The 22,807-nt window shown below is 58.0% G+C and carries 23 protein-coding genes; 12 read left to right on the forward strand and 11 right to left on the reverse strand.

What is annotated here, in order from left to right:
- The first annotated feature begins 10 nt into the window (after positions 1 to 10).
- The 3 genes from deoA to deoD all read left to right on the forward strand — a co-directional run bounded on the left by deoA (position 11) and on the right by deoD (position 3,427).
- Positions 11 to 1,333, forward strand: coding sequence for a thymidine phosphorylase (gene deoA, locus QZ766_RS19150; protein ID WP_297206004.1), 1,323 nt, complete (start codon positions 11 to 13; stop codon positions 1,331 to 1,333).
- A 96-nt stretch (positions 1,334 to 1,429) separates the two neighbouring features.
- Positions 1,430 to 2,653: a phosphopentomutase gene (deoB, locus tag QZ766_RS19155; protein WP_297206006.1), complete on the forward strand. Its 1,224-nt coding sequence runs from the start codon at positions 1,430 to 1,432 to the stop codon at positions 2,651 to 2,653.
- 54 nt (positions 2,654 to 2,707) lie between these two features.
- Positions 2,708 to 3,427, forward strand: coding sequence for a purine-nucleoside phosphorylase (gene deoD / locus QZ766_RS19160; protein ID WP_297206008.1), 720 nt, complete (start codon positions 2,708 to 2,710; stop codon positions 3,425 to 3,427).
- Positions 3,428 to 3,490: 63 nt separating this feature from the next.
- Here the strand turns inward: deoD and lplA are convergent, their stop codons facing one another.
- From lplA to QZ766_RS19185, 5 genes are all read right to left on the reverse strand, one after another.
- A complete protein-coding gene (gene lplA, locus QZ766_RS19165) occupies positions 3,491 to 4,507 on the reverse strand; it encodes a lipoate--protein ligase LplA (RefSeq protein ID WP_297206009.1) in 1,017 nt (338 codons plus the stop codon).
- Between the two features lie 23 nt (positions 4,508 to 4,530).
- Positions 4,531 to 5,178: a YtjB family periplasmic protein gene (locus tag QZ766_RS19170; RefSeq protein WP_297206010.1), complete on the reverse strand. Its 648-nt coding sequence runs from the start codon at positions 5,176 to 5,178 to the stop codon at positions 4,531 to 4,533.
- A 119-nt stretch (positions 5,179 to 5,297) separates the two neighbouring features.
- Positions 5,298 to 6,401 carry an ABC transporter permease gene (locus QZ766_RS19175; protein ID WP_297206012.1) on the reverse strand — a complete coding sequence of 368 codons (1,104 nt, stop codon included), beginning with the start codon at positions 6,399 to 6,401 and terminating at the stop codon, positions 5,298 to 5,300.
- A gap of 35 nt (positions 6,402 to 6,436) precedes the next feature.
- Positions 6,437 to 7,348 carry an ABC transporter ATP-binding protein gene (locus tag QZ766_RS19180; protein WP_366509454.1) on the reverse strand — a complete coding sequence of 304 codons (912 nt, stop codon included), beginning with the start codon at positions 7,346 to 7,348 and terminating at the stop codon, positions 6,437 to 6,439.
- Positions 7,345 to 8,325 (reverse strand): HlyD family efflux transporter periplasmic adaptor subunit, encoded by a 981-nt coding sequence (locus QZ766_RS19185; RefSeq protein WP_297206018.1) that lies wholly within the window; start codon positions 8,323 to 8,325, stop codon positions 7,345 to 7,347. Before QZ766_RS19185 ends, QZ766_RS19180 begins: the two co-directional genes overlap by 4 nt.
- Positions 8,326 to 9,155: 830 nt before the next feature.
- Between QZ766_RS19185 and QZ766_RS19190 the strand changes: the two genes are divergently transcribed.
- From QZ766_RS19190 to nadR, 4 genes are all read left to right on the forward strand, one after another.
- Positions 9,156 to 9,416 carry a hypothetical protein gene (locus QZ766_RS19190; protein ID WP_297206021.1) on the forward strand — a complete coding sequence of 87 codons (261 nt, stop codon included), beginning with the start codon at positions 9,156 to 9,158 and terminating at the stop codon, positions 9,414 to 9,416.
- Between the two features lie 267 nt (positions 9,417 to 9,683).
- Positions 9,684 to 10,655, forward strand: a complete 972-nt coding sequence (serB, locus tag QZ766_RS19195) for a phosphoserine phosphatase (RefSeq protein ID WP_297206024.1) — start codon at positions 9,684 to 9,686, stop codon at positions 10,653 to 10,655.
- Between the two features lie 3 nt (positions 10,656 to 10,658).
- Complete coding sequence (gene radA / locus QZ766_RS19200; RefSeq protein ID WP_297206026.1) at positions 10,659 to 12,041, forward strand: DNA repair protein RadA; 1,383 nt, start codon at positions 10,659 to 10,661, stop codon at positions 12,039 to 12,041.
- A 72-nt stretch (positions 12,042 to 12,113) separates the two neighbouring features.
- Complete coding sequence (gene nadR, locus QZ766_RS19205; RefSeq protein ID WP_297206030.1) at positions 12,114 to 13,346, forward strand: multifunctional transcriptional regulator/nicotinamide-nucleotide adenylyltransferase/ribosylnicotinamide kinase NadR; 1,233 nt, start codon at positions 12,114 to 12,116, stop codon at positions 13,344 to 13,346.
- Positions 13,347 to 13,424: 78 nt separating this feature from the next.
- On the opposite strand, the gene QZ766_RS19210 is transcribed toward nadR, so the two are convergent.
- The 3 genes from QZ766_RS19210 to ettA form a co-directional block, all read right to left on the reverse strand.
- Entirely contained in the window at positions 13,425 to 13,613 is a 189-nt protein-coding gene (locus tag QZ766_RS19210; RefSeq protein ID WP_297206479.1) for a hypothetical protein, read from the reverse strand.
- 2 nt (positions 13,614 to 13,615) lie between these two features.
- Positions 13,616 to 14,308: a hypothetical protein gene (locus QZ766_RS19215; protein ID WP_297206033.1), complete on the reverse strand. Its 693-nt coding sequence runs from the start codon at positions 14,306 to 14,308 to the stop codon at positions 13,616 to 13,618.
- A gap of 205 nt (positions 14,309 to 14,513) precedes the next feature.
- Positions 14,514 to 16,181, reverse strand: a complete 1,668-nt coding sequence (gene ettA / locus QZ766_RS19220; protein ID WP_297206036.1) for an energy-dependent translational throttle protein EttA — start codon at positions 16,179 to 16,181, stop codon at positions 14,514 to 14,516.
- A gap of 255 nt (positions 16,182 to 16,436) precedes the next feature.
- On the opposite strand from ettA, the gene sltY reads away from it, so the two are divergent.
- Positions 16,437 to 18,374: a murein transglycosylase gene (sltY, locus tag QZ766_RS19225; protein WP_297206038.1), complete on the forward strand. Its 1,938-nt coding sequence runs from the start codon at positions 16,437 to 16,439 to the stop codon at positions 18,372 to 18,374.
- Between the two features lie 87 nt (positions 18,375 to 18,461).
- The gene (trpR, locus tag QZ766_RS19230; RefSeq protein ID WP_297206041.1) at positions 18,462 to 18,791 is read left to right on the forward strand and encodes a trp operon repressor; all 330 of its coding nucleotides are present in this window, start codon (positions 18,462 to 18,464) and stop codon (positions 18,789 to 18,791) included.
- Here the strand turns inward: trpR and yjjX are convergent.
- Positions 18,782 to 19,297 carry an inosine/xanthosine triphosphatase gene (gene yjjX / locus QZ766_RS19235; RefSeq protein ID WP_297206043.1) on the reverse strand — a complete coding sequence of 172 codons (516 nt, stop codon included), beginning with the start codon at positions 19,295 to 19,297 and terminating at the stop codon, positions 18,782 to 18,784. The two genes, trpR and yjjX, sit on opposite strands and share 10 nt — an antisense overlap.
- Before the next feature lie 53 nt (positions 19,298 to 19,350).
- Between yjjX and gpmB the strand changes: the two genes are divergently transcribed.
- Positions 19,351 to 19,998 (forward strand): 2,3-diphosphoglycerate-dependent phosphoglycerate mutase GpmB, encoded by a 648-nt coding sequence (gene gpmB, locus QZ766_RS19240; RefSeq protein WP_297206046.1) that lies wholly within the window; start codon positions 19,351 to 19,353, stop codon positions 19,996 to 19,998.
- Here the strand turns inward: gpmB and robA are convergent.
- The gene (gene robA / locus QZ766_RS19245) at positions 19,995 to 20,864 is read right to left on the reverse strand and encodes an MDR efflux pump AcrAB transcriptional activator RobA (RefSeq protein WP_297206049.1); all 870 of its coding nucleotides are present in this window, start codon (positions 20,862 to 20,864) and stop codon (positions 19,995 to 19,997) included. The two genes, gpmB and robA, sit on opposite strands and share 4 nt — an antisense overlap.
- A 215-nt stretch (positions 20,865 to 21,079) precedes the next feature.
- On the opposite strand from robA, the gene creA reads away from it, so the two are divergent.
- Entirely contained in the window at positions 21,080 to 21,556 is a 477-nt protein-coding gene (gene creA, locus QZ766_RS19250) for a protein CreA (protein WP_297206050.1), read from the forward strand.
- Between the two features lie 80 nt (positions 21,557 to 21,636).
- Here creA and arcA read toward each other — a convergent pair whose 3' ends face one another.
- Entirely contained in the window at positions 21,637 to 22,353 is a 717-nt protein-coding gene (gene arcA, locus QZ766_RS19255; RefSeq protein ID WP_297206054.1) for a two-component system response regulator ArcA, read from the reverse strand.
- 95 nt (positions 22,354 to 22,448) lie between these two features.
- Between arcA and yjjY the strand changes: the two genes are divergently transcribed.
- On the forward strand, positions 22,449 to 22,589 hold the full coding sequence (yjjY, locus tag QZ766_RS19260; protein ID WP_086870418.1) for a protein YjjY: 141 nt from the start codon (positions 22,449 to 22,451) through the stop codon (positions 22,587 to 22,589).
- The last annotated feature ends 218 nt before the right edge of the window (positions 22,590 to 22,807 follow it).

Consider the following 22,807-nt stretch of genomic DNA (forward strand, 5'->3'; position numbering starts at 1 on the left):
CGGAGGACCCGTGTTTCTCGCTCAAGAAATTATTCGTAAAAAACGCGATGGTGGCGTGCTCAGCGATGAAGAGATCCGCTTCTTCATTAATGGAGTGCGCGATAACACCGTATCGGAAGGGCAGATTGCGGCCCTGGCGATGACCATTTTCTTTCACGATATGGCCTTCGAGGAGCGGGTATCGCTGACCATGGCGATGCGGGACTCCGGTACGGTGCTCGACTGGAAAAGCCTGCACCTCAACGGCCCGGTTGTTGATAAACATTCCACCGGCGGCGTGGGGGATGTCACCTCCCTGATGCTGGGGCCGATGGTCGCCGCCTGCGGCGGCTACGTGCCGATGATTTCCGGACGCGGCCTGGGGCACACCGGTGGCACCCTCGACAAGCTCGAAGCGATTCCGGGATTTGATATTTTTCCTGACGATGCGCGCTTTCGCGACATCATCAGCGACGTCGGCGTCGCCATTATTGGCCAGACCAGCTCGCTGGCGCCGGCAGACAAGCGCTTTTACGCCACCCGCGATATTACCGCCACCGTAGACTCGATCCCGCTGATCACCGCCTCGATCCTCGCCAAAAAGCTGGCGGAAGGGCTGGACGCGCTGGTGATGGACGTCAAAGTCGGCAGCGGCGCCTTTATGCCAACCTATGAACTTTCCGGCGCGCTGGCGGAAGCCATCGTCAGCGTTGCCAACGGCGCGGGCGTGCGCACGACCGCGCTGCTGACCGACATGAATCAGGTGCTGGCCTCCAGCGCCGGCAATGCGGTGGAAGTGCGCGAAGCGGTGCGCTTCCTCACCGGTGAATACCGCAACCCGCGCCTGCTGGACGTGACCATGGCGCTGTGCGTTGAGATGCTGCTCTCGGGTGGCCTCGCGAAAGACGACGCCGAGGCGCGAACGAAGCTGCAGGCGGTGCTGGACAACGGCAAAGCGGCAGAGGTCTTTGGCCGGATGGTCGCCGCGCAGAAAGGGCCGGCGGACTTCGTGGAAAATGTCGACAAATACCTGCCGACGGCGATGCTCAGCAAGGCGGTATATGCCGATACTGAAGGTTTTGTGGCCGCGATGGACACCCGCGCGCTGGGCATGGCGGTGGTTGGCATGGGCGGGGGCCGGCGCCAGGCCTCTGACGCTATCGACTACAGCGTCGGCTTCACCGACATGACCCGGCTCGGTGACAGCGTCGACGGACAGCGTCCGCTGGCGGTGATCCACGCCCGGGATGAGGCCAGCTGGCAGGATGCCGCCAGGGCGGTGAAGGCAGCTATTAAACTCGACGATCGGGCCCCGGAAGCGACGCCGACGGTTTATCGCCGCATCACGAAGTAGCGCCCAGGCACCGCGGGGAATCCTTCCCTGAGCCCCGATGATTTAGGGTATACTGATCTGATCGCTTTTTTGCAGCGCAAGAAGTACGGAGAATCTATGAAACGTGCATTTATTATGGTGCTCGACTCCTTCGGGATCGGCGCCACGGAAGACGCGGATCGCTTCGGCGACGTCGGCGCTGACACGCTTGGCCACATTGCCGAGGCCTGCGCCCGCGGTGACGCCAATACGGGGCGTCAGGGCCCGCTCAACCTGCCGAATCTGACCCGCCTCGGGCTGGCAAAGGCCCACGAAGGCTCCACCGGCAGCATTCCGGCAGGAATGGACGGCAGCGCGGAGATTATCGGCGCCTACGCCTGGGCGCACGAGCTCTCCTCTGGCAAAGACACGCCGTCCGGCCACTGGGAAATTGCCGGGGTGCCGGTGCTGTTTGACTGGGGTTACTTCCCGGAGCACAGCAACAGCTTCCCGCAGGCGCTGCTGGATAAGCTGGTGGCCCGCGCTAATCTGCCGGGCTATCTCGGCAACTGCCACTCCTCCGGCACCGTCATCCTCGACGAGCTGGGCGAGGAGCACATGAAAACCGGCAAGCCGATTTTCTATACCTCGGCGGACTCGGTGTTCCAGATCGCCTGCCACGAAGAGACTTTCGGCCTCGATAAGCTGTACGAGCTGTGCGAAATCGCCCGCGAAGAGCTAACTGAAGGCGGCTACAACATTGGCCGGGTGATCGCCCGTCCGTTTGTCGGCGACAGGGCAGGCAACTTCCAGCGTACCGGCAACCGTCACGATCTGGCGGTTGAGCCGCCGGCACCGACGGTGCTGCAAAAGCTGGTGGATGAGAAGAACGGCCAGGTGGTTTCCGTCGGCAAAATCGCGGATATCTACGCCAACTGTGGGATCACCAAAAAGGTTAAAGCCACCGGACTGGACGCGCTGTTTGACGCCACGCTTGCGGAGATGAAAGCGGCAGGGGACGACACCATCGTCTTTACCAACTTCGTGGATTTTGACTCCTCCTGGGGCCATCGCCGCGACGTGGCGGGCTACGCCGCCGGGCTGGAGCTGTTCGACCGCCGCCTGCCGGAGCTGATGGCGCTGGTGGGTGAAGATGACATTCTGATCCTCACCGCTGACCACGGCTGCGATCCGACCTGGACCGGCACTGATCACACCCGCGAGCATATTCCGGTGCTGGTTTACGGGCCGAAGGTGAAACCGGGCTCGCTGGGCCATCGGGAAACCTTCGCGGACATTGGCCAGACGCTGGCGGAATACTTCGGCACCTCGCCGATGGACTACGGCAAACCGATGTTTTGATATTGCGGCGGGCGATGCCCGCCCTTTTTTGATTTGAATGTAAAGGAAATAACAATGGCAACTCCCCACATTAACGCTGAGATGGGCGATTTCGCAGACGTTGTGCTGATGCCGGGCGATCCGCTGCGCGCGAAGCACATTGCGGAAACCTTTTTTGACGACGTGCGCGAAGTGAACAACGTGCGCGGCATGCTGGGCTATACCGGCACCTACAAGGGCCGCAAAATTTCGGTGATGGGGCACGGTATGGGCATTCCATCCTGCTCGATTTACACCAAAGAGCTGATCACTGATTTCGGCGTGAAGAAAATCATCCGCGTGGGCTCCTGCGGCGCGGTACGTCCGGACGTTAAGCTGCGCGACGTGGTGATCGGTATGGGCGCCTGCACCGACTCTAAAGTTAACCGCATGCGTTTTAAAGATCACGACTTCGCCGCCATTGCGGATTTCGACATGGTGCGCGACGCTGTTGATGCTGCGAAAGCGCTGGGCATCGACGCCCGCGTGGGCAACATCTTCTCCGCCGATCTGTTCTATACGCCGGATCCGCAGATGTTCGACGTGATGGAGAAGTACGGCATTCTGGGCATTGAGATGGAAGCGGCAGGCATCTACGGCGTGGCCGCCGAGTTTGGCGCGAAGGCGCTGACGATCTGCACCGTGTCGGATCATATCCGCACCCACGAGCAGGTCTCCTCTGCCGATCGTCAGACCACCTTCAACGACATGATTAAAATCGCGCTGGAGTCGGTGCTGCTGGGCGATAAAGCCTGATTGATGAGTAAGCCGGGCGCGCGATGCGCCCGGCTGTAGCGGCTTTCGCAGCCGCTATCCTTCCTAGCGCACCGCCTGCGCTATCCACGCCGCCAGCTCCCGCAGCTCGGCTTCCTGCTGCGGATAGTCGGCAGTCAGGGTTTTACAGACCTCTTCCAGCGCGTCGGCGCGGTACTCGCAGCCTTCAAGCCGCGCGGCCAGCGCCTCCAGCGGGGCAGGATTGAGGCTGTCGGTAAATGCCTGCGCCCGGGTAATTACCCCTTTCTCCACGTCAAAATGCAGCTCTACGCCGCCCCAGCGAAAGCGCTCGTCCAGCTGGTGGGTGAAGGCCGGGGCCTGGCCGAAATTCCACGCCCAGCTGCTCTGACGGGCGAAGGTATCCGCAAAGTTAGGCAGGTCCGGCGCGCGATCCGGGGAGATAACCTCCGCGTCCACTCGCTCGCCGTAGTGGGTGAAAAAGGCATCGGTCACCGCTTCGCAGATTTGCGCGTGGGTGATGCCCGGCAGCAGTTCGGTGAGATTAGCGACGCGGCCGCGCACGGAGGCAATCCCTTTCGCCTGCAGCTTCTTTTGGTCCGGATTAAGGTAGTTGGCAAGCCGGCTCAGGTCGGCGTTCAGCAGCAGCGTGCCGTGGTGAAATCCTCGATCCGGAGTTTCGCGGTAGGCGGAGCCGGAAATCTTGCGATCTCCTTCCGGGGTGCTGACCACCAGATCGTTGCGCCCGGAGGCTTCCGCGCTGACGCCCAGCGTCTTCAGGGCGGCGAGGACGATGGCGGTGGAGATGGTTTTGTCATACTCGGGCTTGCCGGCCATAAACGTGAAGCAGGTGTTGCCCAAATCGTGAAATACCGCGCCGCCGCCGCTGCTGCGCCGGGCGAGGCGCACGTTATCTTCCTCCATGCGCCGGGTGTTGCACTCCTTCCACGGATTCTGCGCCCGGCCAATCACCACCGTGTCCGCGTTGCGCCACAGAAACAGCACCCGCTGGGTGGCGGGCATCTGGCGAAAGATGCACTCCTCCACCGCCAGGTTAAACCACGGATCGTAAGAGTCAGAGATAAGCAGGCGCAGGGTAGTCATGGCAGATGTCCTTTCTGTGGAGGTCAGAGTGTTTTTTTATCGCTGTCGTCCTCTTCCTGCACCGCTTTACTGGCGGTGAGCAGGTACGGGGACTGCTGCCAGCGGGTGCGTTTCCCCTGCAGCAGCGTGCGCGTCAGCACGACGCCGATGGCCAGCGACAGCAGCAGCATCAGGCGCAAAATATTGGTGGTGTTATCCACCTGCTTTGCCTCGGTGGGCAGCGTGTGGGTGTCCAGTGTCAGGCGCAGGTAGCCGAGCGGCTCGTTTTTTCCGGCAATGGGTTCGACTATCTGCTGGTTGAAGTAGCCGCCCGCTTTTTTACCGTCCAGCGCCAGCCGGTCGCGGACTTTGACGCTCTCTCCCGCGTGGCCCACCAGGTAGCCCTGCTCGTCGTACACGCTGGCGTCGAGCACCCGGCTGTTGGTAGTGATCCGGGTCAGCAGCTGAGTGATGCGCTTTTCGTCGGGCGCTTCAGAGCGCATCAGCGGCGTAAGGTTGAGCGCAATCTGCTGCGCCAGCATGCGCCCCATCTCTTGCATCTGCGGGTTACGCTGGCGCTGGGCGTTCTGGCTGAACCACGAAGCGCCCTGCATCAGCGCCACCAGCAGGGCGAGACAGATCAGGACGATTGCCGCCCGGTGCAGCCGAAATTTTAGTTTTGCGCGAAGCATAGCGTTCCTTTCAGGGTGAGCGCAGCAGGCATCAGAAGCGGTATTTCAGCGGGCAGAGGCCGCCCGCCGCGTGTGGCAGCAAGAGTACCATCTCTGTACTGGCGGTACAAAATGGCGGGTCAGGCCCGCAGTGAACGCCGGAAGAGGAGATACGCGAGGGCGGAAACAACCAGCGCCAGCACCAGCAGGGCGATAGCGTCCGGTGTCATATCCACCAGCCCGTAGCCTTTGAGCGCGATCCCGCGCGACAGGCGTAAAAAATAGGTGAGCGGCAGCAGGGAGCCCAGCATTTGCGACCACGCGGGCATGCCGATATACGGCGTCATAAAGCCCGACAGCATGGTGGAGAGCAGAAAATAAAACGAGGCCAGCTGCATTGCCTGCAGCTGGCTGCGGGCGAGAGTCGAAAAAATAACGCCGGTGGCGAGGCTCAGGATCAGGAAAACGCCGAACAGCGCCAGCAGCGACAGCCAGCAGCCCTCCAGCGGCACCGCCATACTGTAGTGGGCAATCAGCAGCAACAGCAGCGCCAGCAGCGCGCCGAGCAGAAAGTAGGGCAGGGTCTTCCCCAGGATAAACTCCCCGGGAGAGATGGGCGAGCTGCGGATATGCACTAGCGAACCTGTTTCGCGCTCGCGCAGAATCGAAAGACTCGACATCAGGATCGTGACGATACTCAAAATCACGCCAGCCAGGCCGGGCACCAGGTTAAAGCGGGCCACGTTTTCAGGGTTGAAGCACTTGTGCACTATCAGTCCGGCAAGCGGCTGGCGGCTACTGCTGGCGTTGGGCGGCAGGCTTTCCATGTCACGCTCAAATACCGTGTCCAGCAGCGCCGCCAGCGCCTGGACTGCGTTGGCGGTAGCGAGCGGATCGGTTGCGTCGGTCTGCACCAGCAGTTGCGGCCTTTTTTGCCCCAGCAGATCCCGGGCGAATCCGGCGGGAATAATCACCACAATCTGCACCTTGCCCTGGCGAAAAAGCCGGTCGGCCTCTTTTTCCGCCGCCAGCGGCAGCAGATCGAAATAGCCGGTGTGGGTCATTCCGGCGATGAGCGTTCGGCTCAGGGAGGAGCGATCGTAGTCAATCAGCGCGCTTCTCACGTGCCGGGGATCGGTATTAACCGACAGGCCCAGCACGCAGAGGTTTATCACCGGCACGGCGAACAGCATGATAATCGCCAGCCTGTCCCGGCGAATTTCCAGAAATTCCTTCATCATCATGGCCAGAACCCGCCCGCAGCGCTGTTTTAATCCCTTCACGGCAGCGGACCCTTTTTCATCAGGTGGGCAAAGGCATCCTCCAGCGAGGTGGCGGCTTTCTCAATGCGGTAGCTGCGCGGCAGCCCGCCCAGCAGGCTTTCAACCGGGCTGCTCTGCGGGCAGGTAATGTACAGGGTGTTGCTGTAAATGCTGGTCTGCTCCACGCTCTGACTCAGGCTCAGGCGATATTCAATGTCGCTCAGCGCCGGGCCGCGAATAGCCCAGGTGGCAAGTCCCTGCGCCGCAATAATGGTATCTGCCGTGCCGGAGGCCAACAGGCTGCCGCCGGCGATCCACGCCAGTTCATGGCAGCGCTCCGCCTCGTCCATGAAGTGGGTGCTGACCAGAATCGTGATGCCCTGCTGTGCGAGCGCGTGCAGCACGCGCCAGAACTCGCGCCGGGCGTGCGGATCGACCCCGGCGGTGGGTTCATCCAGCAAGATGAGCTGCGGGCTGTGCAGCATGCAGGCCGCCAGCGAGACGCGCTGCTGCCAGCCGCCGGAGAGGTGGGCGGCGAGCGCGTCGGCAAAGCCGGTCAGGCTGAATGCCTCAAGCAGCTGCGACACCCGCCGCTGCGGGTCGGCAATGGCGTGCAGCCGGGCGAGAAACAGCAGATTTTCCCGCACCGTCAGGGGTTCCCACAGCGAGAACTTCTGGGTCATAAAGCCGACCAGCGGCTTGATGCGGCCGCGCTGGCTGCGGATATTGTAGCCAAAGCAGGAACCGCCGCCGCTATCGGGCTTCAGCAGCCCGCCCATTATCCGCATTGAGGTGGTTTTGCCGCTGCCGTTTGGGCCCAGGAAGCCGGTGATTTTCCCGCGGCGAACGTTGAGGCTGAGGTCCCTTACTACCTGCCGCTTGCCGAAGGATTTACTCACCCGCTCCAGCGCAATCGCGTAATCCATCACAGCTTTACCTCCACGGGCAGGCCGGGCTTAAGCGCCGGGGAGGGGACCAGCGGCACCGCTTCCACCATAAACATCAGCCGCTCGCGCTGCTGCCGGCTGTAAATAACCGGCGGCGCGTATTCGGCTTTCGGTGAGATAAAGTTAACCTCTGCCGCCAGCGGCGCGCTGAGTCCGTCGGGCAGAAGACTGACTTTCTGCCCGACGGCGACGCTGTTGAGCCGGCGCGCGGGAACAAAAAAGCGGATTTTAAGCGCGTCCTGCGGCAGAAGAGAGAGCACGGGCTGCCCGGGGGTAATCACTTCGCCCGGGTGGGAGATAACGTCATAGACCACGGCGGGTGCCGCCGCAACAAGCGTGCGCTTGTTGAGATCAATCTGGCGCTGCTCCAGCGCTTCCCGGGCGGCGTCAACCCGCGCCTGCTGGGCGAGGATCTGGTCCTGGCGGGAGGGGAGGGCACTGCTTTCCCGCTGGGAGATAAGCTCGCTGACCCGCGCCTGCTTTTGCCGGCTTTCGGCCTGCGCCTGCTGAAGTTCAAACTCGGAGAGGTAGTCCCGCGCGCGGATTTTTTTATAGCGCTCCAGCTTTGACGCCGCTATTTTCGCGTCCTGCCGCGCCTGAGCGATGCGCGCATCGGCGCTGTTAAGCTCCGGCCTGCGCTGGCCTTTGCGTAAATCCGCCAGCGTGGCCAGCTCCGCCTGCAGATGGCTCTCTTCAACCGCCACCTGCCTGTGCTGGCTGTCGCTATCGAGGCGCGCCAGCGCCTGACCCGCCTCCACCTGCTCGCCTTTTTTGACCTCCAGGGCGACAAGCCTGCCGGCGGTTTCCGGGGCGATATAAACAAAATCGCCCTCGGCGTAGCCCTGATAAACTTCCGGCAGTGCGCTGTCGCAGCCGCTAAGGCTCAATGCGGGCAGCAGCGCAGTTAACCATGCCGCTAAATAAAACGCGTATTTTCGGGTAGTGCCGATAATATCCATATTCGGTACGGTATTTTCATTAATCCATTAAAAGTGCAGTTCTGCGAGAGGCGAAATTGGTCGTGGTGTTTAAGTAAAACCATCGCCCTGGCCGCTGCGCCGTTATTACAATGTCGGTATTATGCGAAGAACCTAACTTATTGGGTTAACTAAAACATGTCAATAATTCTGTTAAGAATGGATGGAAAAAGACTTTGGGTGCTGCGCTGGTTATTGAATAGTGTAATGACGTAACGTTAATCGATTGTTTTAGTTAGTTTGTTCATAAGCTGTGTTCTACTGTTCTCTTTAAGTTTGATATTGCAACTCGGTTTTTGTTTGCATGTTTATTTGTGTAATGGTTCGCATAAACTGCATAAAACTACGATGTCTGAAAATTAGAAAAAAGAAGGGCCTGTTGTTGTAATTCCTATTCCCTTCGCAGATATACGGTCCTGGGAATATTAGGTACCTTTTATCTGTATATTTTCTCTGCTATGCTGAAACGGACTTAGAAACAGCGGGAATATATGATGCCTGACTACACTCCCCAAAACTACTGCGTGACGGTTTCGGACGCCTTCCGGAACCACATAATGAACCTATTCACCCTAAGTAATACCGGCGTAAATGAATTTCCCCTTGTCATTTCCCGCGCCTCGGCTGGAGCCGATGACACGTTACAGCCCTGGAATTCCAACAGGAAAGGAATTTGGAGCAAGAGACACAGAACCTTTGTGGCTACCCGGTGAGAAATTATCAAATGGTGATTTCGAAGCTGTAATATCGACAAAAAAATCTTGAAAAAGGTATTGATTATAAGGTTTGTGACTATTTAACAGGAGATGTTTATGATTGAAGCCAAAAAAATAGTAAGTCGGCAAGGTGATTTTATCTTATTGGAATCAAATGGGATATACTGCATTGATGTATTAATACCTAACTTTTATCCAAACTCGCACATAGACGTAAGCAAAACATTTATTCTTAATGATATAGATGAAAAAAATAAAAATAATATGGATTATTTGATTGGTTTGGCAGAGAAAATAAGAAAAGAATGGACTAAATACGCCGACAGAGAAGTAACCAATGTGAAAATAATACAATAGCATTGAGCACGTGCTGCTGTAGGTAAAGGTACGAGAGCACGCGCATCCCCCCCTCAAAGCCGTTTTCTGCTGGCAACTGCAGCCTCTTTTATGCCGCTGCGCGTAATCGATTGATCCTTAAAGCGTAAGCAGGACGGGCGATTGACGCCTGATGCAAGCCTGCGGCGCGGGCCGAACATTTTGCAGTTTACTGTTGCCAGAAGCGCTGGCGACAAGGTAGCCTCATGCGTTATTTTCCTGCCGTGAATCTGCATTTCTGGAGCCGTAATGCCAAACAGTCTGACCTGGTGCGACCTGCCCGACGATGTCTCTATGTGGCCTGGACTGCCGCTCTCCCTTAGCGGTGATGAAGTGATGCCGCTGGATTACCACGCCGGGCGCAGCGGCTGGCTGCTGTACGGCCGCCAGCTGAATAAGCAGCGCCTGACCGACTACCAGAATCGGCTGGGCGCGGCGATGGTGATTGTGGCCTCCTGGTGTGTGGAGGATTATCAGGTGATCCGCCTTGCGGGCTCACTGACGACGCGCGCAACGCGGCTGGCGCACGCCGCCGGGCTCGATGTGGCGCCGCTCGGCAAAGTGCCGCACCTGCGCACGCCGGGCCTGCTGGTGATGGATATGGACTCGACGGCTATCCAGATCGAGTGCATTGATGAAATCGCGAAACTGGCGGGGACCGGCGAGCTGGTGGCGGAAGTTACCGAGCGCGCGATGCGCGGCGAGCTGGACTTTACCGCCAGCCTGCGCCAGCGCGTCGGTACCCTCGAAGGGGCCGATGCTGATATTCTGCGCCAGGTGCGCGATACGCTGCCGCTGATGCCGGGCCTGGTACAGCTGGTGCTGAAGCTGGAAACCCTCGGCTGGAAAGTGGCTATCGCCTCCGGCGGCTTTACCTTCTTCGCAGACTATCTGCGGGACAGGCTGCGCCTTACGGCGGCAGTGGCTAACGAGCTTGAAATTCGCGACGGCAGGCTGACCGGCCACGTGACCGGCGATATTGTTGATGCCAAATACAAGGCGATGACCCTGCGGCGGCTGGCGGAAGAGTATGACATCCCCGCCGTCCAGACGGTTGCTATCGGCGACGGCGCTAACGATCTGCCGATGATCAAGGCGGCCGGGCTGGGCATCGCCTATCATGCTAAGCCAAAAGTAAATGAGCAGACGGAGGTCACTATCCGTCACGCCGACCTGATGGGCGTATTTTGTATTCTGTCAGGGAGTCTTAATCAGGAGTAAACCGTGGCGAAAGCAGCAAAACGCGCATTTGTCTGTAATGAATGCGGCGCGGACTACCCGCGCTGGCAGGGGCAGTGCAGCGCCTGCCATGCCTGGAACACCATCACCGAGATGCGCATCGCCGCATCGCCAACCGTGGCGCGCAACGAGCGCCTGAGCGGCTACGCCGGCAGCGCTGGCGTCTCAAAAGTGCAAAAGCTCTCCGAGATTAGCCTCGAAGAGCTGCCGCGTTTCTCAACCGGCTTTAAAGAGTTCGATCGTGTGCTGGGCGGCGGCGTCGTGCCGGGCAGCGCCATTCTCATTGGCGGTAACCCCGGCGCCGGGAAATCCACGCTGCTGCTGCAGACGCTGTGCAAGCTGGCCGAGCAGATGAAGACCCTGTACGTCACCGGCGAGGAGTCGCTCCAGCAGGTGGCGATGCGCGCCCATCGCCTGGGGCTGCCCACCGGCAACCTGAATATGCTGTCGGAAACCAGCATCGAGCAAATTTGCCACATCGCCGGGGAGGAGGAGCCGAAGCTGATGGTTATCGACTCTATCCAGGTGATGCACATGGCGGATATCCAGTCCTCGCCGGGCAGCGTGGCGCAGGTGAGGGAAACGGCCGCCTATCTGACCCGCTTTGCCAAGACCCGCGGCGTCGCCATCGTCATGGTCGGCCACGTGACGAAAGACGGCTCGCTGGCGGGGCCGAAAGTGCTGGAGCACTGCATTGACTGCTCGGTGCTGCTGGACGGTGATGCCGACTCGCGTTTTCGCACCCTGCGCAGCCATAAAAACCGTTTTGGCGCGGTGAACGAGCTTGGGGTATTTGCCATGACCGAGCAGGGACTGCGGGAAGTGAGCAATCCGTCGGCTATCTTTCTCAGCCGTGGCGATGAGGTCACTTCCGGCAGCTCGGTGATGGTGGTCTGGGAAGGTACCCGCCCGCTGCTGGTCGAGATCCAGGCGCTGGTGGATCAGTCGATGATGTCCAACCCGCGCCGCGTGGCGGTGGGGCTGGAGCAGAACCGGCTGGCGATCCTGCTGGCGGTGCTGCACCGCCACGGCGGGCTGCAGATGGCGGATCAGGATGTGTTCGTGAACGTCGTGGGCGGCGTCAAAGTCACCGAAACCAGCGCCGATCTGGCGCTGATGCTGGCGATGGTCTCCAGCCTGCGGGATCGTCCGCTGCCCCAGGATCTGGTGGTGTTCGGCGAGGTAGGCCTTTCCGGCGAGATCCGCCCGGTGCCGAGCGGTCAGGAACGTATCTCCGAAGCAGCGAAGCACGGCTTTCGCCGGGCTATTGTCCCCGCCGCCAACGTGCCGAAAAAACCGCCCGAGGGGATGCAGGTCTTCGGGGTTAAAAAACTGACGGATGCGCTTAACGTCTTTGACGACTTATAATCGGTAAGTCGCTGTATTTAAGACCCGGCCGCCGCGGGCGCGGTCGGGCAGAACCATCAGCAGGAGGCGTCTTTGTCATCTTTCGACTATATCAAAACCGCGATTCGCCAAAAGGGATGTACGCTGCAGCAGGTGGCCGACGCCAGCGGAATGACCAAAGGGTATTTGAGTCAGCTGCTGAACGCGAAAATTAAAAGTCCCAGCGCCCAGAAGCTGGAGTCGCTGCACCGCTTTCTCGGCCTCGAATTTCCACGCCGGGAAAAGAGCGTTGGCGTGGTGTTCGGCAAGTTCTACCCGCTGCATACCGGGCACATCTATCTCATTCAGCGCGCCTGCAGCCAGGTGGACGAGCTGCATATCATTATGGGCTACGACGACAAGCGCGACCGGGCGCTGTTTGAGGACAGCGCTATGTCCCAGCAGCCGACGGTATCGGATCGCCTGCGCTGGCTGCTGCAGACCTTTAAGTACCAGAAGAACATCCGCATTCACGCCTTTAATGAAGAGGGGATGGAGCCGTACCCGCACGGCTGGGACGTCTGGAGCAACGGCGTCAAGGCGCTGATGGAAGAGAAGGGCATTGAGGCTGACTGGATTTATACCTCTGAAGAGGCGGACGCGCCGCAGTACCTGGAACATCTCGGTATCGAGACGGTGCTTATCGATCCCAAACGGACTTTTATGAGCATTAGCGGGGCGCAGATCCGCGAAAACCCGTTCCGCTACTGGGACTATATTCCGACGGAGGTGAAGCCTTTCTTCGTGCGCACGGTGGCGATTCTCGGCGGCGAATCCAGCGGGAAATCAACTCTGGTTAACAAGCTTGCCAATATTTTCAATACCACCAGCGCCTGGGAGTACGGCCGGGACTATGTCTTCTCGCACCTTGGCGGGGATGAAATGGCGCTGCAGTACTCTGACTATGACAAAATCGCCCTCGGCCAGGCACAATACATTGATTTTGCGGTGAAATACGCTAATAAAGTGGCGTTTATCGACACCGATTTTGTGACTACTCAGGCATTTTGCAAAAAATACGAGGGCCGCGAGCACCCGTTTGTACAGGCACTGGTGGACGAATACCGCTTTGACCTGGTGATCCTGCTGGAGAACAACACGCCCTGGGTGGCGGACGGCCTGCGCAGCCTCGGCAGCTCGGTAGACCGCAAAGAGTTTCAGGGAATGCTGGTGGAGATGCTGCACAAGAACAACGTCGAGTTTGTGCACGTTTTAGAGTCCGACTACGACGGCCGTTTCCTGCGCTGCGTGGAGCTGGTGAAGGAGATGATGGGGGAGAATCACTGAGGCGGGTTTTATCTCCGTCTTACTTCAGGCTGCCTGCAAGTATGACGGGGATAAATGTGTTTCAGGTGGGTGTGGGTATTACCATTTAACGTAACGATGAAATATAACCAGTAAAAAGATAAGAAATAGCGGTACTGCCCACAGCGGCCCTTCCGGGAACAGCTGAAAGAAAAAAACTGCAAATAATACGGTGAGGAGTGCAGGGCCGTACATTGAAAATAACGACCGAAATACTCTCCTCAAAAATCGCCGGATTGGGGTCATCATCATTATTGAATCATCCTGGTAATGATATTGGCAAGTTCACTCTCCGATGCCCATGGAGCCTTATGCGCAGCTGCACGCTCAAATAATGGTGCAATAAGGAAATACATCATTTCCAGCTCGTGGGAATATAGTGCGGAATAGTAAGCAGGATATGTAATCTGAAGGCGATATGCGCAATCTGCAGCTTTCTGTACAACACCGTAAAAACCAACAGATGCGATACCCCTGGTAGCCCATTTACCTGCCAGGGCACTAATCTCAAGACTGAGGTTCGTGCCAATAGCAACGTATGATGCCGTTGCTAAAGCAAAACCAATATTAGTTAGTGAGCTCGCGGCAATATGAATATTTACCGCCATAAGCATTTTTTTTATGTGTTCTAATTGTTCACTTGTTTTATTTCTGAAAACTTCCTCAAAATAGATTCGTAGCATTTCATATGTAATATTTCCATTTTGCAAAAGATGATAGATTCCTTTAGCAAATCGAATGTCTTCGTTTCGTTGCTTGCGACATACATCTTTATATTCCTCAGTCAGGCATGAAGTGTAATAAAGCCCACGGGTTGCTCCTGCACCGATAGTGTCAATCTGAGTTGAGACGGTTTTTCCGATGCCGGCCAGAGCGCGATCCAGCTTTAATGCAAGTATATTATTAGCCTGCAAATAACTAATAATTTGTTCATTATTATGCATAATCACTCCTTGATTATTAGATGCAGTTTATTACTGCGGCGAGACAGATTATACGCGAGACGTTTATTATCTACAGGTCAGGATTCGGACATTTTATCATTCAGCAGGAAAAGGAGTGATTTCACTATTAGCGAGGCATCTTGTTTTTTATTCAGGATATGCAGAAGAATAAAATGCCTCCCGAACGGGAGGCATTGCAGTGGCTTTACTTGGCGATACGCTTGTACTTGATGCGCTTTGGCTCCAGCGCGTCGGCGCCCAGCGTGCGCTTTTTGTACTCTTCGTATTCGGTAAAGTTACCTTCGAAGAACTCCACTTTCCCTTCGTCCTGATAGTCGAGGATGTGGGTAGCGATACGGTCCAGGAACCAGCGGTCGTGCGAGATAACCATCGCGCAGCCCGGGAACTCCAGCAGGGCGTTTTCCAGCGCGCGCAGGGTTTCGATATCCAGGTCGTTGGTCGGTTCATCGAGCAGCAGCATGTTGCCGCCGACCTGCAGCAGCTTCGCCAGGTGCAGACGACCGCGCTCGCCGCCGGAGAGTTCCCCGACGCGCTTGCCCTGATCGGTGCCTTTGAAGTTGAAGCGGCCCACGTAGGCGCGGCTCGGCATCTCGGTGTTGCCGATTTTCATGATATCCAGCCCGCCGGAGACTTCTTCCCACACGGTTTTGCTGTTGTCCATCGCGTCGCGGAACTGATCGACGGAGGCCAGCTTCACAGTATCACCAAGGGTGATTGTGCCGCTGTCCGGCTGTTCCTGCCCTGACATCATGCGGAACAGGGTGGATTTACCGGCACCGTTAGGGCCGATAATGCCGACGATTGCGCCTTTCGGCACCGAGAAGCTCAGGTCGTCGATCAGCAGGCGATCGCCGTAGGATTTGCGCAGGTTCTGCACTTCCACCACTTTATCCCCGAGACGCGGTCCCGGTGGAATAAACAGTTCGTTGGTTTCGTTACGCTTCTGATATTCGGTGCTGTTAAGTTCTTCGAAACGCGCCAGGCGGGCTTTGCCCTTGGACTGGCGGCCTTTCGCGCCCTGACGGACCCACTCCAGCTCTTTCTCAATGGACTTGCGGCGTGCCGCTTCCGCAGAGGCTTCCTGCGCCAGGCGCTGGTCTTTCTGCTCCAGCCAGGAGGAGTAGTTGCCTTCCCACGGAATGCCCTCGCCGCGGTCCAGCTCCAGGATCCAGCCGGCGACGTTGTCGAGGAAGTAGCGGTCGTGGGTAATTGCCACCACGGTGCCTTCGAAGTCGTGCAGGAAGCGTTCCAGCCAGGCAACGGACTCGGCGTCCAGATGGTTGGTCGGTTCGTCGAGCAGCAGCATGTCCGGCTTTTCCAGCAGCAGGCGGCACAGCGCTACGCGGCGGCGTTCGCCCCCGGAGAGATTAGCGATTTTCGCGTCCCAGTCCGGCAGGCGCAGCGCATCGGCGGCGCGCTCCAGCTGCACGTTCAGGTTGTGGCCGTCGTGCGCCTGGATAATCTCTTCATATTTCCCCTGCTGGGCGGCGAGCTTGTCGAAGTCCGCGTCCGGCTCGGCGTACAGCGCGTACACTTCGTCGAGCCCTTTCAGAGCGTTAACCACTTCCGCCACCGCCTCTTCAACGGACTCGCGCACGGTGTGCTCCGGGTTAAGCTTCGGCTCCTGCGGCAGGTAGCCAATTTTGATGCCGGCCTGCGGACGCGCTTCACCTTCGATATCGGTATCGATACCGGCCATGATTTTTAGCAGAGTAGATTTACCGGCGCCGTTGAGGCCGAGCACGCCAATTTTGGCGCCAGGAAAGAAGCTAAGAGAAATATTTTTCAGAATATGACGCTTCGGCGGGACCACTTTGCCGACGCGATGCATGGTATAAACGAATTGAGCCACGTTGGACTTCGCCTCTTTTATTGTGCGGATAGGTTGTCAAAGACGAAGTGTAGCCTTTTTCACATCCGAATCCCAGCCAGGCGACGGCGGCGTAAGAAAGACGAAAAACCGGGCAACGACGCGCAATTTAGGTTGTCTGATAGCATGACTCCGCGCGTGTTGCGCTAACCTTCCTCCTTCAGCAGGGGCGTTAGCACAGCCCGCTTTCAACCGCGGCATGATGCTGCACTGATGTACTTTATTAAAGGAGCGCTTGTGGAAAAAGCAACCCCCGCGACGTGGCGTTATCTGGCTGCCGCCGTCTGTCTGTTTACGGTAAGCAGCGCGGCTGTCGCCGATTCGCTGGACGAACAGCGTAGCCGCTACGCGCAGATTAAACAGGCGTGGGATAGCAATCAGATGGACGTTGTCAGCCAGCTGATGCCGACCCTGAAAGCCTATCCGCTCTATCCCTATCTACAATACCGCGAGCTGACCAGCGATTTGAGCAGCGAGCCTGCTGAGGCAGTCGCTGCTTTTGTTCGCGACAATCCGACGCTACCGTCCACGCGAACGCTGCAAAATCGCTTTGTAAATGAGCTCGCCCGTCGCGAAGACTGGCCGGGTCTGCTTGCGTTTAGTCCGCAAAAGCCGGGCACGGCGCAGGCCCAGTGTAATTACTACTACGCCAAATATCAGGCGGGCGATACTCAGGCGGCCTGGGCGGGGGCGAAAGACCTGTGGCTAACCGGCGCTAACCGGCCATCCGCCTGCGATAAGTTGTTTGGCGCCTGGCGCGCGTCCGGTGAGCAGGATCCGCTGGCGTACCTCGAGCGTATCCGGCTGGCGATGAAAGCCGGCAATATCCGACTGGTGAACGCGCTGGCGGGGCAGATGCCCGCTGACTATCAGACGATTTCCGGGCAGGTGCTGAGCCTGGCCGCCAATCCCGCAGGCGTGCTGACGTTTGCGCAGAATACCGGCGCCACCGATTTTACCCGCCAGATGGCGGCGATCGCCTTCAGCCGCGTGGCGCGTCAGGACGTGGAGAACGCCCGGGCGCTGATCCCGATGCTGGCCCGGGCCCAGCAGCTCAATGAAGAACAAACTCAGGCGCTGCGCGATATCGTGGTCTGGCAGCTGATGGGCGCGGAGGTGACCGACGAGCAGGCGCGCTGGCGCGACGACGCGATTATGCGTTCCGGTTCGACCGCACTGGTGGAGCGGCGGATCCGCATGGCGCTCGGCGCCGGCGACCGGCGCGGGCTCAATACCTGGCTGGCGCGCCTGCCGATGGAGGCGAAAGAGAAGGATGAATGGCGCTACTGGCAGGCGGATTTGCTGATGGACAGCGGCCGGGAAGACGAGGGGAAAGCCATCCTTCGCCAGTTAATGCAGGCGCGCGGATTCTATCCGATGGTCGCCGCCCAGCGGCTGGGGGAGGCGTATCCAATCCGCGTTGATACAGTGGAGGGTTCTGCGCCGTCCGATCTGATTAGCGGCCCGCAGATGGCGCGGGTGCAGGAGCTGATGTACTGGAACCAGGACAACACCGCTCGCGGGGAGTGGACCAGCCTGGTGAGCGGCCGCAGCCGCGCCGAGCAGGGGCAACTGGCAAAATATGCCTACGATCGCGACTGGTGGGATCTCAGCGTGCAGGCGACCATTGCCGGCAAGCTGTGGGACAACCTGCAGGAGCGCTTCCCGCTGGCGTACAAAAATCTGTTTGCCCGCTACACCGGCGAGGCAGACATCAGCCAGAGCTACGCGATGGCGATTGCCCGCCAGGAGAGCGCGTGGAATCCCAAGGCCCGCTCTCCGGCAGGCGCGTCCGGGCTGATGCAGATCATGCCCGGCACGGCTACCCACACGGTGAAGATGTTTAATCTCCCGGGCTATAACAGCCAGAGCCAGCTGCTCGATCCCGACACCAATATCAGCATCGGCACTCGCTATCTGCAGTATGTGTCGCAGCAGTTTGGTAATAACCGCCTCTATGCTTCCGCGGCGTATAACGCCGGGCCGGGCCGGGTGCGCACCTGGCAGAGGAACAGCGCCGGGCGCATTGGCGCCGTCGCTTTCGTGGAGAGTATTCCCTTCGCGGAAACCCGCGGCTACGTAAAGAACGTGCTGGCTTATGACGCGTACTATCGCTACTTCATGGGAGAAAAACCGAACGTGCTGACTGACGCCGAGTGGCAGCAGCGTTACTGATCCTTCGGGAGTATGCTATGCTTGTACTCGCTAAAGAGTACATCCGGCGGATGGCCCGCGCCATCCGCCCCAACACGGTGGCATAACATGACCCAACAATCCCCCTATTCAGCCGAGGTTGCCGAGCAGCGCAACGAAGAGTGGCTCCGCTTTGTGGAGCTGCTGCGCCAGGCCTATGAGGCCGATCACCAGCTGCCTCTGCTAAACCTGATGATGACGCCCGACGAGCGCGAGGCGCTGGGCACCCGGGTGCGCATTATTGAGGAGCTGCTGCGGGGAGAGCTGAGCCAGCGCGAGCTGAAAAACACCCTCGGTGCGGGGATTGCTACGATTACCCGGGGATCCAACAGCCTGAAGTCTGCGCCGCCGGAACTGCGCCAGTGGCTGGAGCAGGCCCTGCGGGAAACTCAGCGGTAGATCGGGTTGTGAAACGGACTCAGCGCCAGCAGCACCGCCTGGTGATAAACGCTGGTGCGGGTCAGCGCGCCATTGGTGAAGATGCCAATGGCCCCCTCTTTTGTTCCGATGTTGTCAATGCCGCTATAGCGCGACATCACCGGCCCCAGCGCCTCGCCGGCGCGCACCTTCTCCAGGATCACCTCCGGCAGGGGCAGCGTCGCCGAGCGGGCCTCGGCGCGCTGTTCGCGGCTTTCAATCGCGACCCAGCTGAAAGTGCTGCCGTCGTCGATGCCAGCTTCAATCGCCACCCAAAAATCGGCGTCCGGGCGAAGCCTGCGGGCGTTGGCGATGCGGTTGCGCGCCCCGGCCCGGGTTTCGTCGCTGCCGAACGGCTGTTCCGGCACGCCGCTCTCGACGGAAATGGCGTCAATATGGCAGGATCCTTCGCCGAAGATCTGGCTGAAAGCCTGCAGAATCGCCTGAATTTTGGCGGGATTGCTGGTAGCTGAGACAATCTGATGCATAATCAGAACCCTTACGGCAAAAAATAATCACCGCAGTATAACGGATAATGAGCATGTTACAGGTATACCTAGTTCGCCACGGCGAAACGCTGTGGAACGCTGAACGACGCATCCAGGGGCAGTCCGACAGCCCGCTGACTGAACAGGGCGAGCGTCAGGCTCAGCAGGTCGGCGAGCGCGTTCGCGCGCTGGGCATCACGCATATTATCGCCAGCGATCTCGGGCGCACCCGCCAGACCGCGGGCTACATTGCCGCAGCCTGCGGCTGCGACGTCATTCTCGATCCGCGCCTGCGCGAGCTTGATATGGGCGTGCTGGAGCGGCGGCTGGTGGACTCCCTGACGCCGGAAGAAGAAGGCTGGCGCCGCCGGCTGGTTGACGGCACGCCGGATGGGCGCATCCCCGAAGGGGAGTCGATGCAGGAGCTGGGGGATCGCGTGCGCGCCGCGCTGCACGACTGCCTCGAATTGCCGGAAGGCAGCCGCCCGCTGCTGGTGAGCCACGGTATTGCGCTGGGTTGTCTGGTCAGCACTATCCTCGGGCTGCCGGCCTACGCCGAACGCCGCCTGCGGCTACGCAACTGTTCAATTTCGCGAGTGGATTATCAGCAGAGCCCGTGGCTGGCGCCAGGCTGGGTGGTGGAGACGGCAGGGGATGTCTCACATCTGGACGCCCCTGCTCTGGATGAGATTCAGCGCTAGCGGCGAACCGGGATCATATAGTCGCAGCGCAGCTTGAGCGATCCTTCACTGACGCGGGTCTCCTGCTGCGGATAGAAGCGCTCAATATCCTTGCCCTTGCGGCGGATGAGGCCCAGCATCGGCATGCAGGTACCGTAAACGGTCAGGATAAACTCCTGCAGCCCGCTGGTGAGGCCTTCATAGCTGAACATCACATAATCGCCGCCGTCTACCGCGATCGGCTGCGCGTGCTGCACGTAGCCATTCATCATTTCCGCAGTGAGGGCGGTGGTGAAGAAGATCTCCTGCTCGTCATCTTTATCGTGGCTCGGGCGCGGTTCGTGCAGGCCGTACATCTCTGCCGGTAAAGAGGGCGCATTGCCGAGAAATTCACGCCAGAACTGGGCCCGCATCTGCTGGCGATAAGCGGAAATCTCTTCCAGCTTGCAGGTGTAGCTCTGGGTGATCCCCATCAGATGCATGTCCGGCAGGGTGACAAACTCATGCTTCGGCATTTTGAATTCGCCAAGGCGCAGCGGCGGGCGCATGCCGAAAGAGTTCCAGTCTGGCGCCCGACGATACAGCGCAGGCGTTGCGGTAAACTGTTTTTTAAAGGCGCGGGTGAAGGTTTGCTGGGAGTCAAAACGATATTGCAGAGCGATATCGAGAATGGGGCGGGCCGTAAGGCGTAGCGCTACCGCTGACTTTGACAGACGGCGCGCGCGGATATAGGCACCGATCGCATGACCTGTAACGTCCTTAAACATTCGCTGCAGATGCCACTTGGAGTAGCCGGCCTTCGCGGCAACATTATCCAGTGACAAAGGCTGATCGAGATGATCTTCGATCCAGCTCAGAAGATCGCGAATTATGCCAGCCTGATCCATATAATATCCTCATCCATATACGCGTGTGCGGGTGCCTCTTAGTAGGGTAGCGGATAATAGCATTTTTTGATGTTGGCGCATTGAGGGTTTTTTTTGTCCAAAATAGTCAATTTTAATGACCAACAATGATTAAGTTTATAAATGAGTGATCTATATACATATTCTGCACGTATCGTAAGGAATAATCCGAAATCATTTTCAAACATGGTAACAATATGAAATACAAGAAATTAATTTCGTGTGCGCTGCTGATGCTGGCAGGCAGCGGTGTCGCCAGCGCGGAGCAGATTGGCTCTGTGGATACCGTTTTTAAAGTCTTTGGCCCGGATCACAAGATTGTGGTTGAAGCGTTCGACGATCCGGATGTACAAAATGTGACCTGTTACATTAGTCGCGCTAAGACTGGCGGTATCAAAGGTGGGCTGGGTCTGGCGGAAGACACTTCCGATGCGGCTATCTCCTGCCAGCAGGTGGGGCCTGTTGAATTAAGCGAAAAAGTCAAAAGCGGCAAGGCGCAGGGGGAAGTGGTTTTCCAGAAACGCACCTCTCTGGTGTTCAAAAAGCTGCAGGTGGTGCGCTTTTACGACGCCAAACGCAATGCGCTGGTTTATCTGACCTATTCGGACAAAGTCGTCAACGGCTCGCCGAAAAACGCGCTCAGCGCGGTGCCGATTATGCCGTGGTCTAAATAACACCCAGGCAGGTTTACCGCTGCATGTTGCAGGCATAAAAAAACGGCGCGATGCGCCGTTTTTTTATGGGGTGAACAAATTTACTCTTCGAGATCGCCGCAGAAACGGTAGCCTTCACCGTGAATAGTGGCAATGATCTCAGGCGTGTCCGGCGTGGATTCGAAATGCTTACGAATGCGGCGGATAGTCACGTCAACGGTGCGGTCGTGCGGCTTAAGCTCGCGGCCTGTCATTTTCTTCAGCAGCTCTGCGCGGGACTGGATCTTGCCCGGGTTTTCACAGAAGTGCAGCATGGCGCGAAACTCGCTGCGCGGCAGTTTATACTGCTCGCCGTTCGGGCTAACCAGCGAACGGCTGTTGATATCCAGCTCCCAGCCGTTGAACTTGTAGCTCTCAACGGTGCGACGCTCTTCGCTCACGCTGCCCAGATTCATGGTGCGGGAGAGCAGGTTACGCGCGCGGATAGTCAGCTCACGCGGGTTAAACGGTTTGGTGATATAGTCATCTGCGCCGATTTCCAGACCGAGGATTTTATCCACTTCGTTGTCGCGGCCGGTCAGGAACATCAGTGCTACGTTAGCTTGCTCGCGCAGTTCGCGGGCTAGCAGAAGGCCATTTTTCCCTGGCAGGTTGATATCCATAATCACGAGATTGATATCATGCTCGGAAAGGATTTGATGCATTTCCGCGCCGTCGGTGGCTTCGAACACATCATAGCCTTCAGCTTCAAAAATACTTTTTAACGTGTTGCGTGTTACCAACTCGTCTTCAACGATAAGAATGTGCGGGGTCTGCATGTTTGCTACCTAAATTGCCAACTAAATCGAAACAGGAAGTACAAAAGTCCCTAACCCGCCTGATGCATGTCGTAAATTAACATGCCCGGCATTACATGACTAAAGTACGTAATTGCGTTCTTGATGCACTTTCCATCAACGTCAACAACATCATTAGCTTGGTCGTGGGCACTTTCCCTCTGAACCCGACAGTGTCAAAAACGGCTGTTATCCTAACCATTTTAACAGCGACATAACAGGCTAAGAGACAGCGGACACTCAATAAAACTACGCTTCGTTGACATATATCAAGTTAAATTGTAGCACGTTAACAGTTTTGTGAAATGTCCGTATCTGAATGATAGCCTTTGTCACAAATATTCAACATTACGGATGGTTGCTAACTGGAACTGATAAATATGCTGAACCCAAAAGATGGGAAGTCATCGTATTCGCATTACCCTTCTTTTACATA

The sequence above is a fragment of the uncultured Pluralibacter sp. genome (assembly GCF_913775985.1).
Taxonomy (GTDB): domain Bacteria; phylum Pseudomonadota; class Gammaproteobacteria; order Enterobacterales; family Enterobacteriaceae; genus Pluralibacter.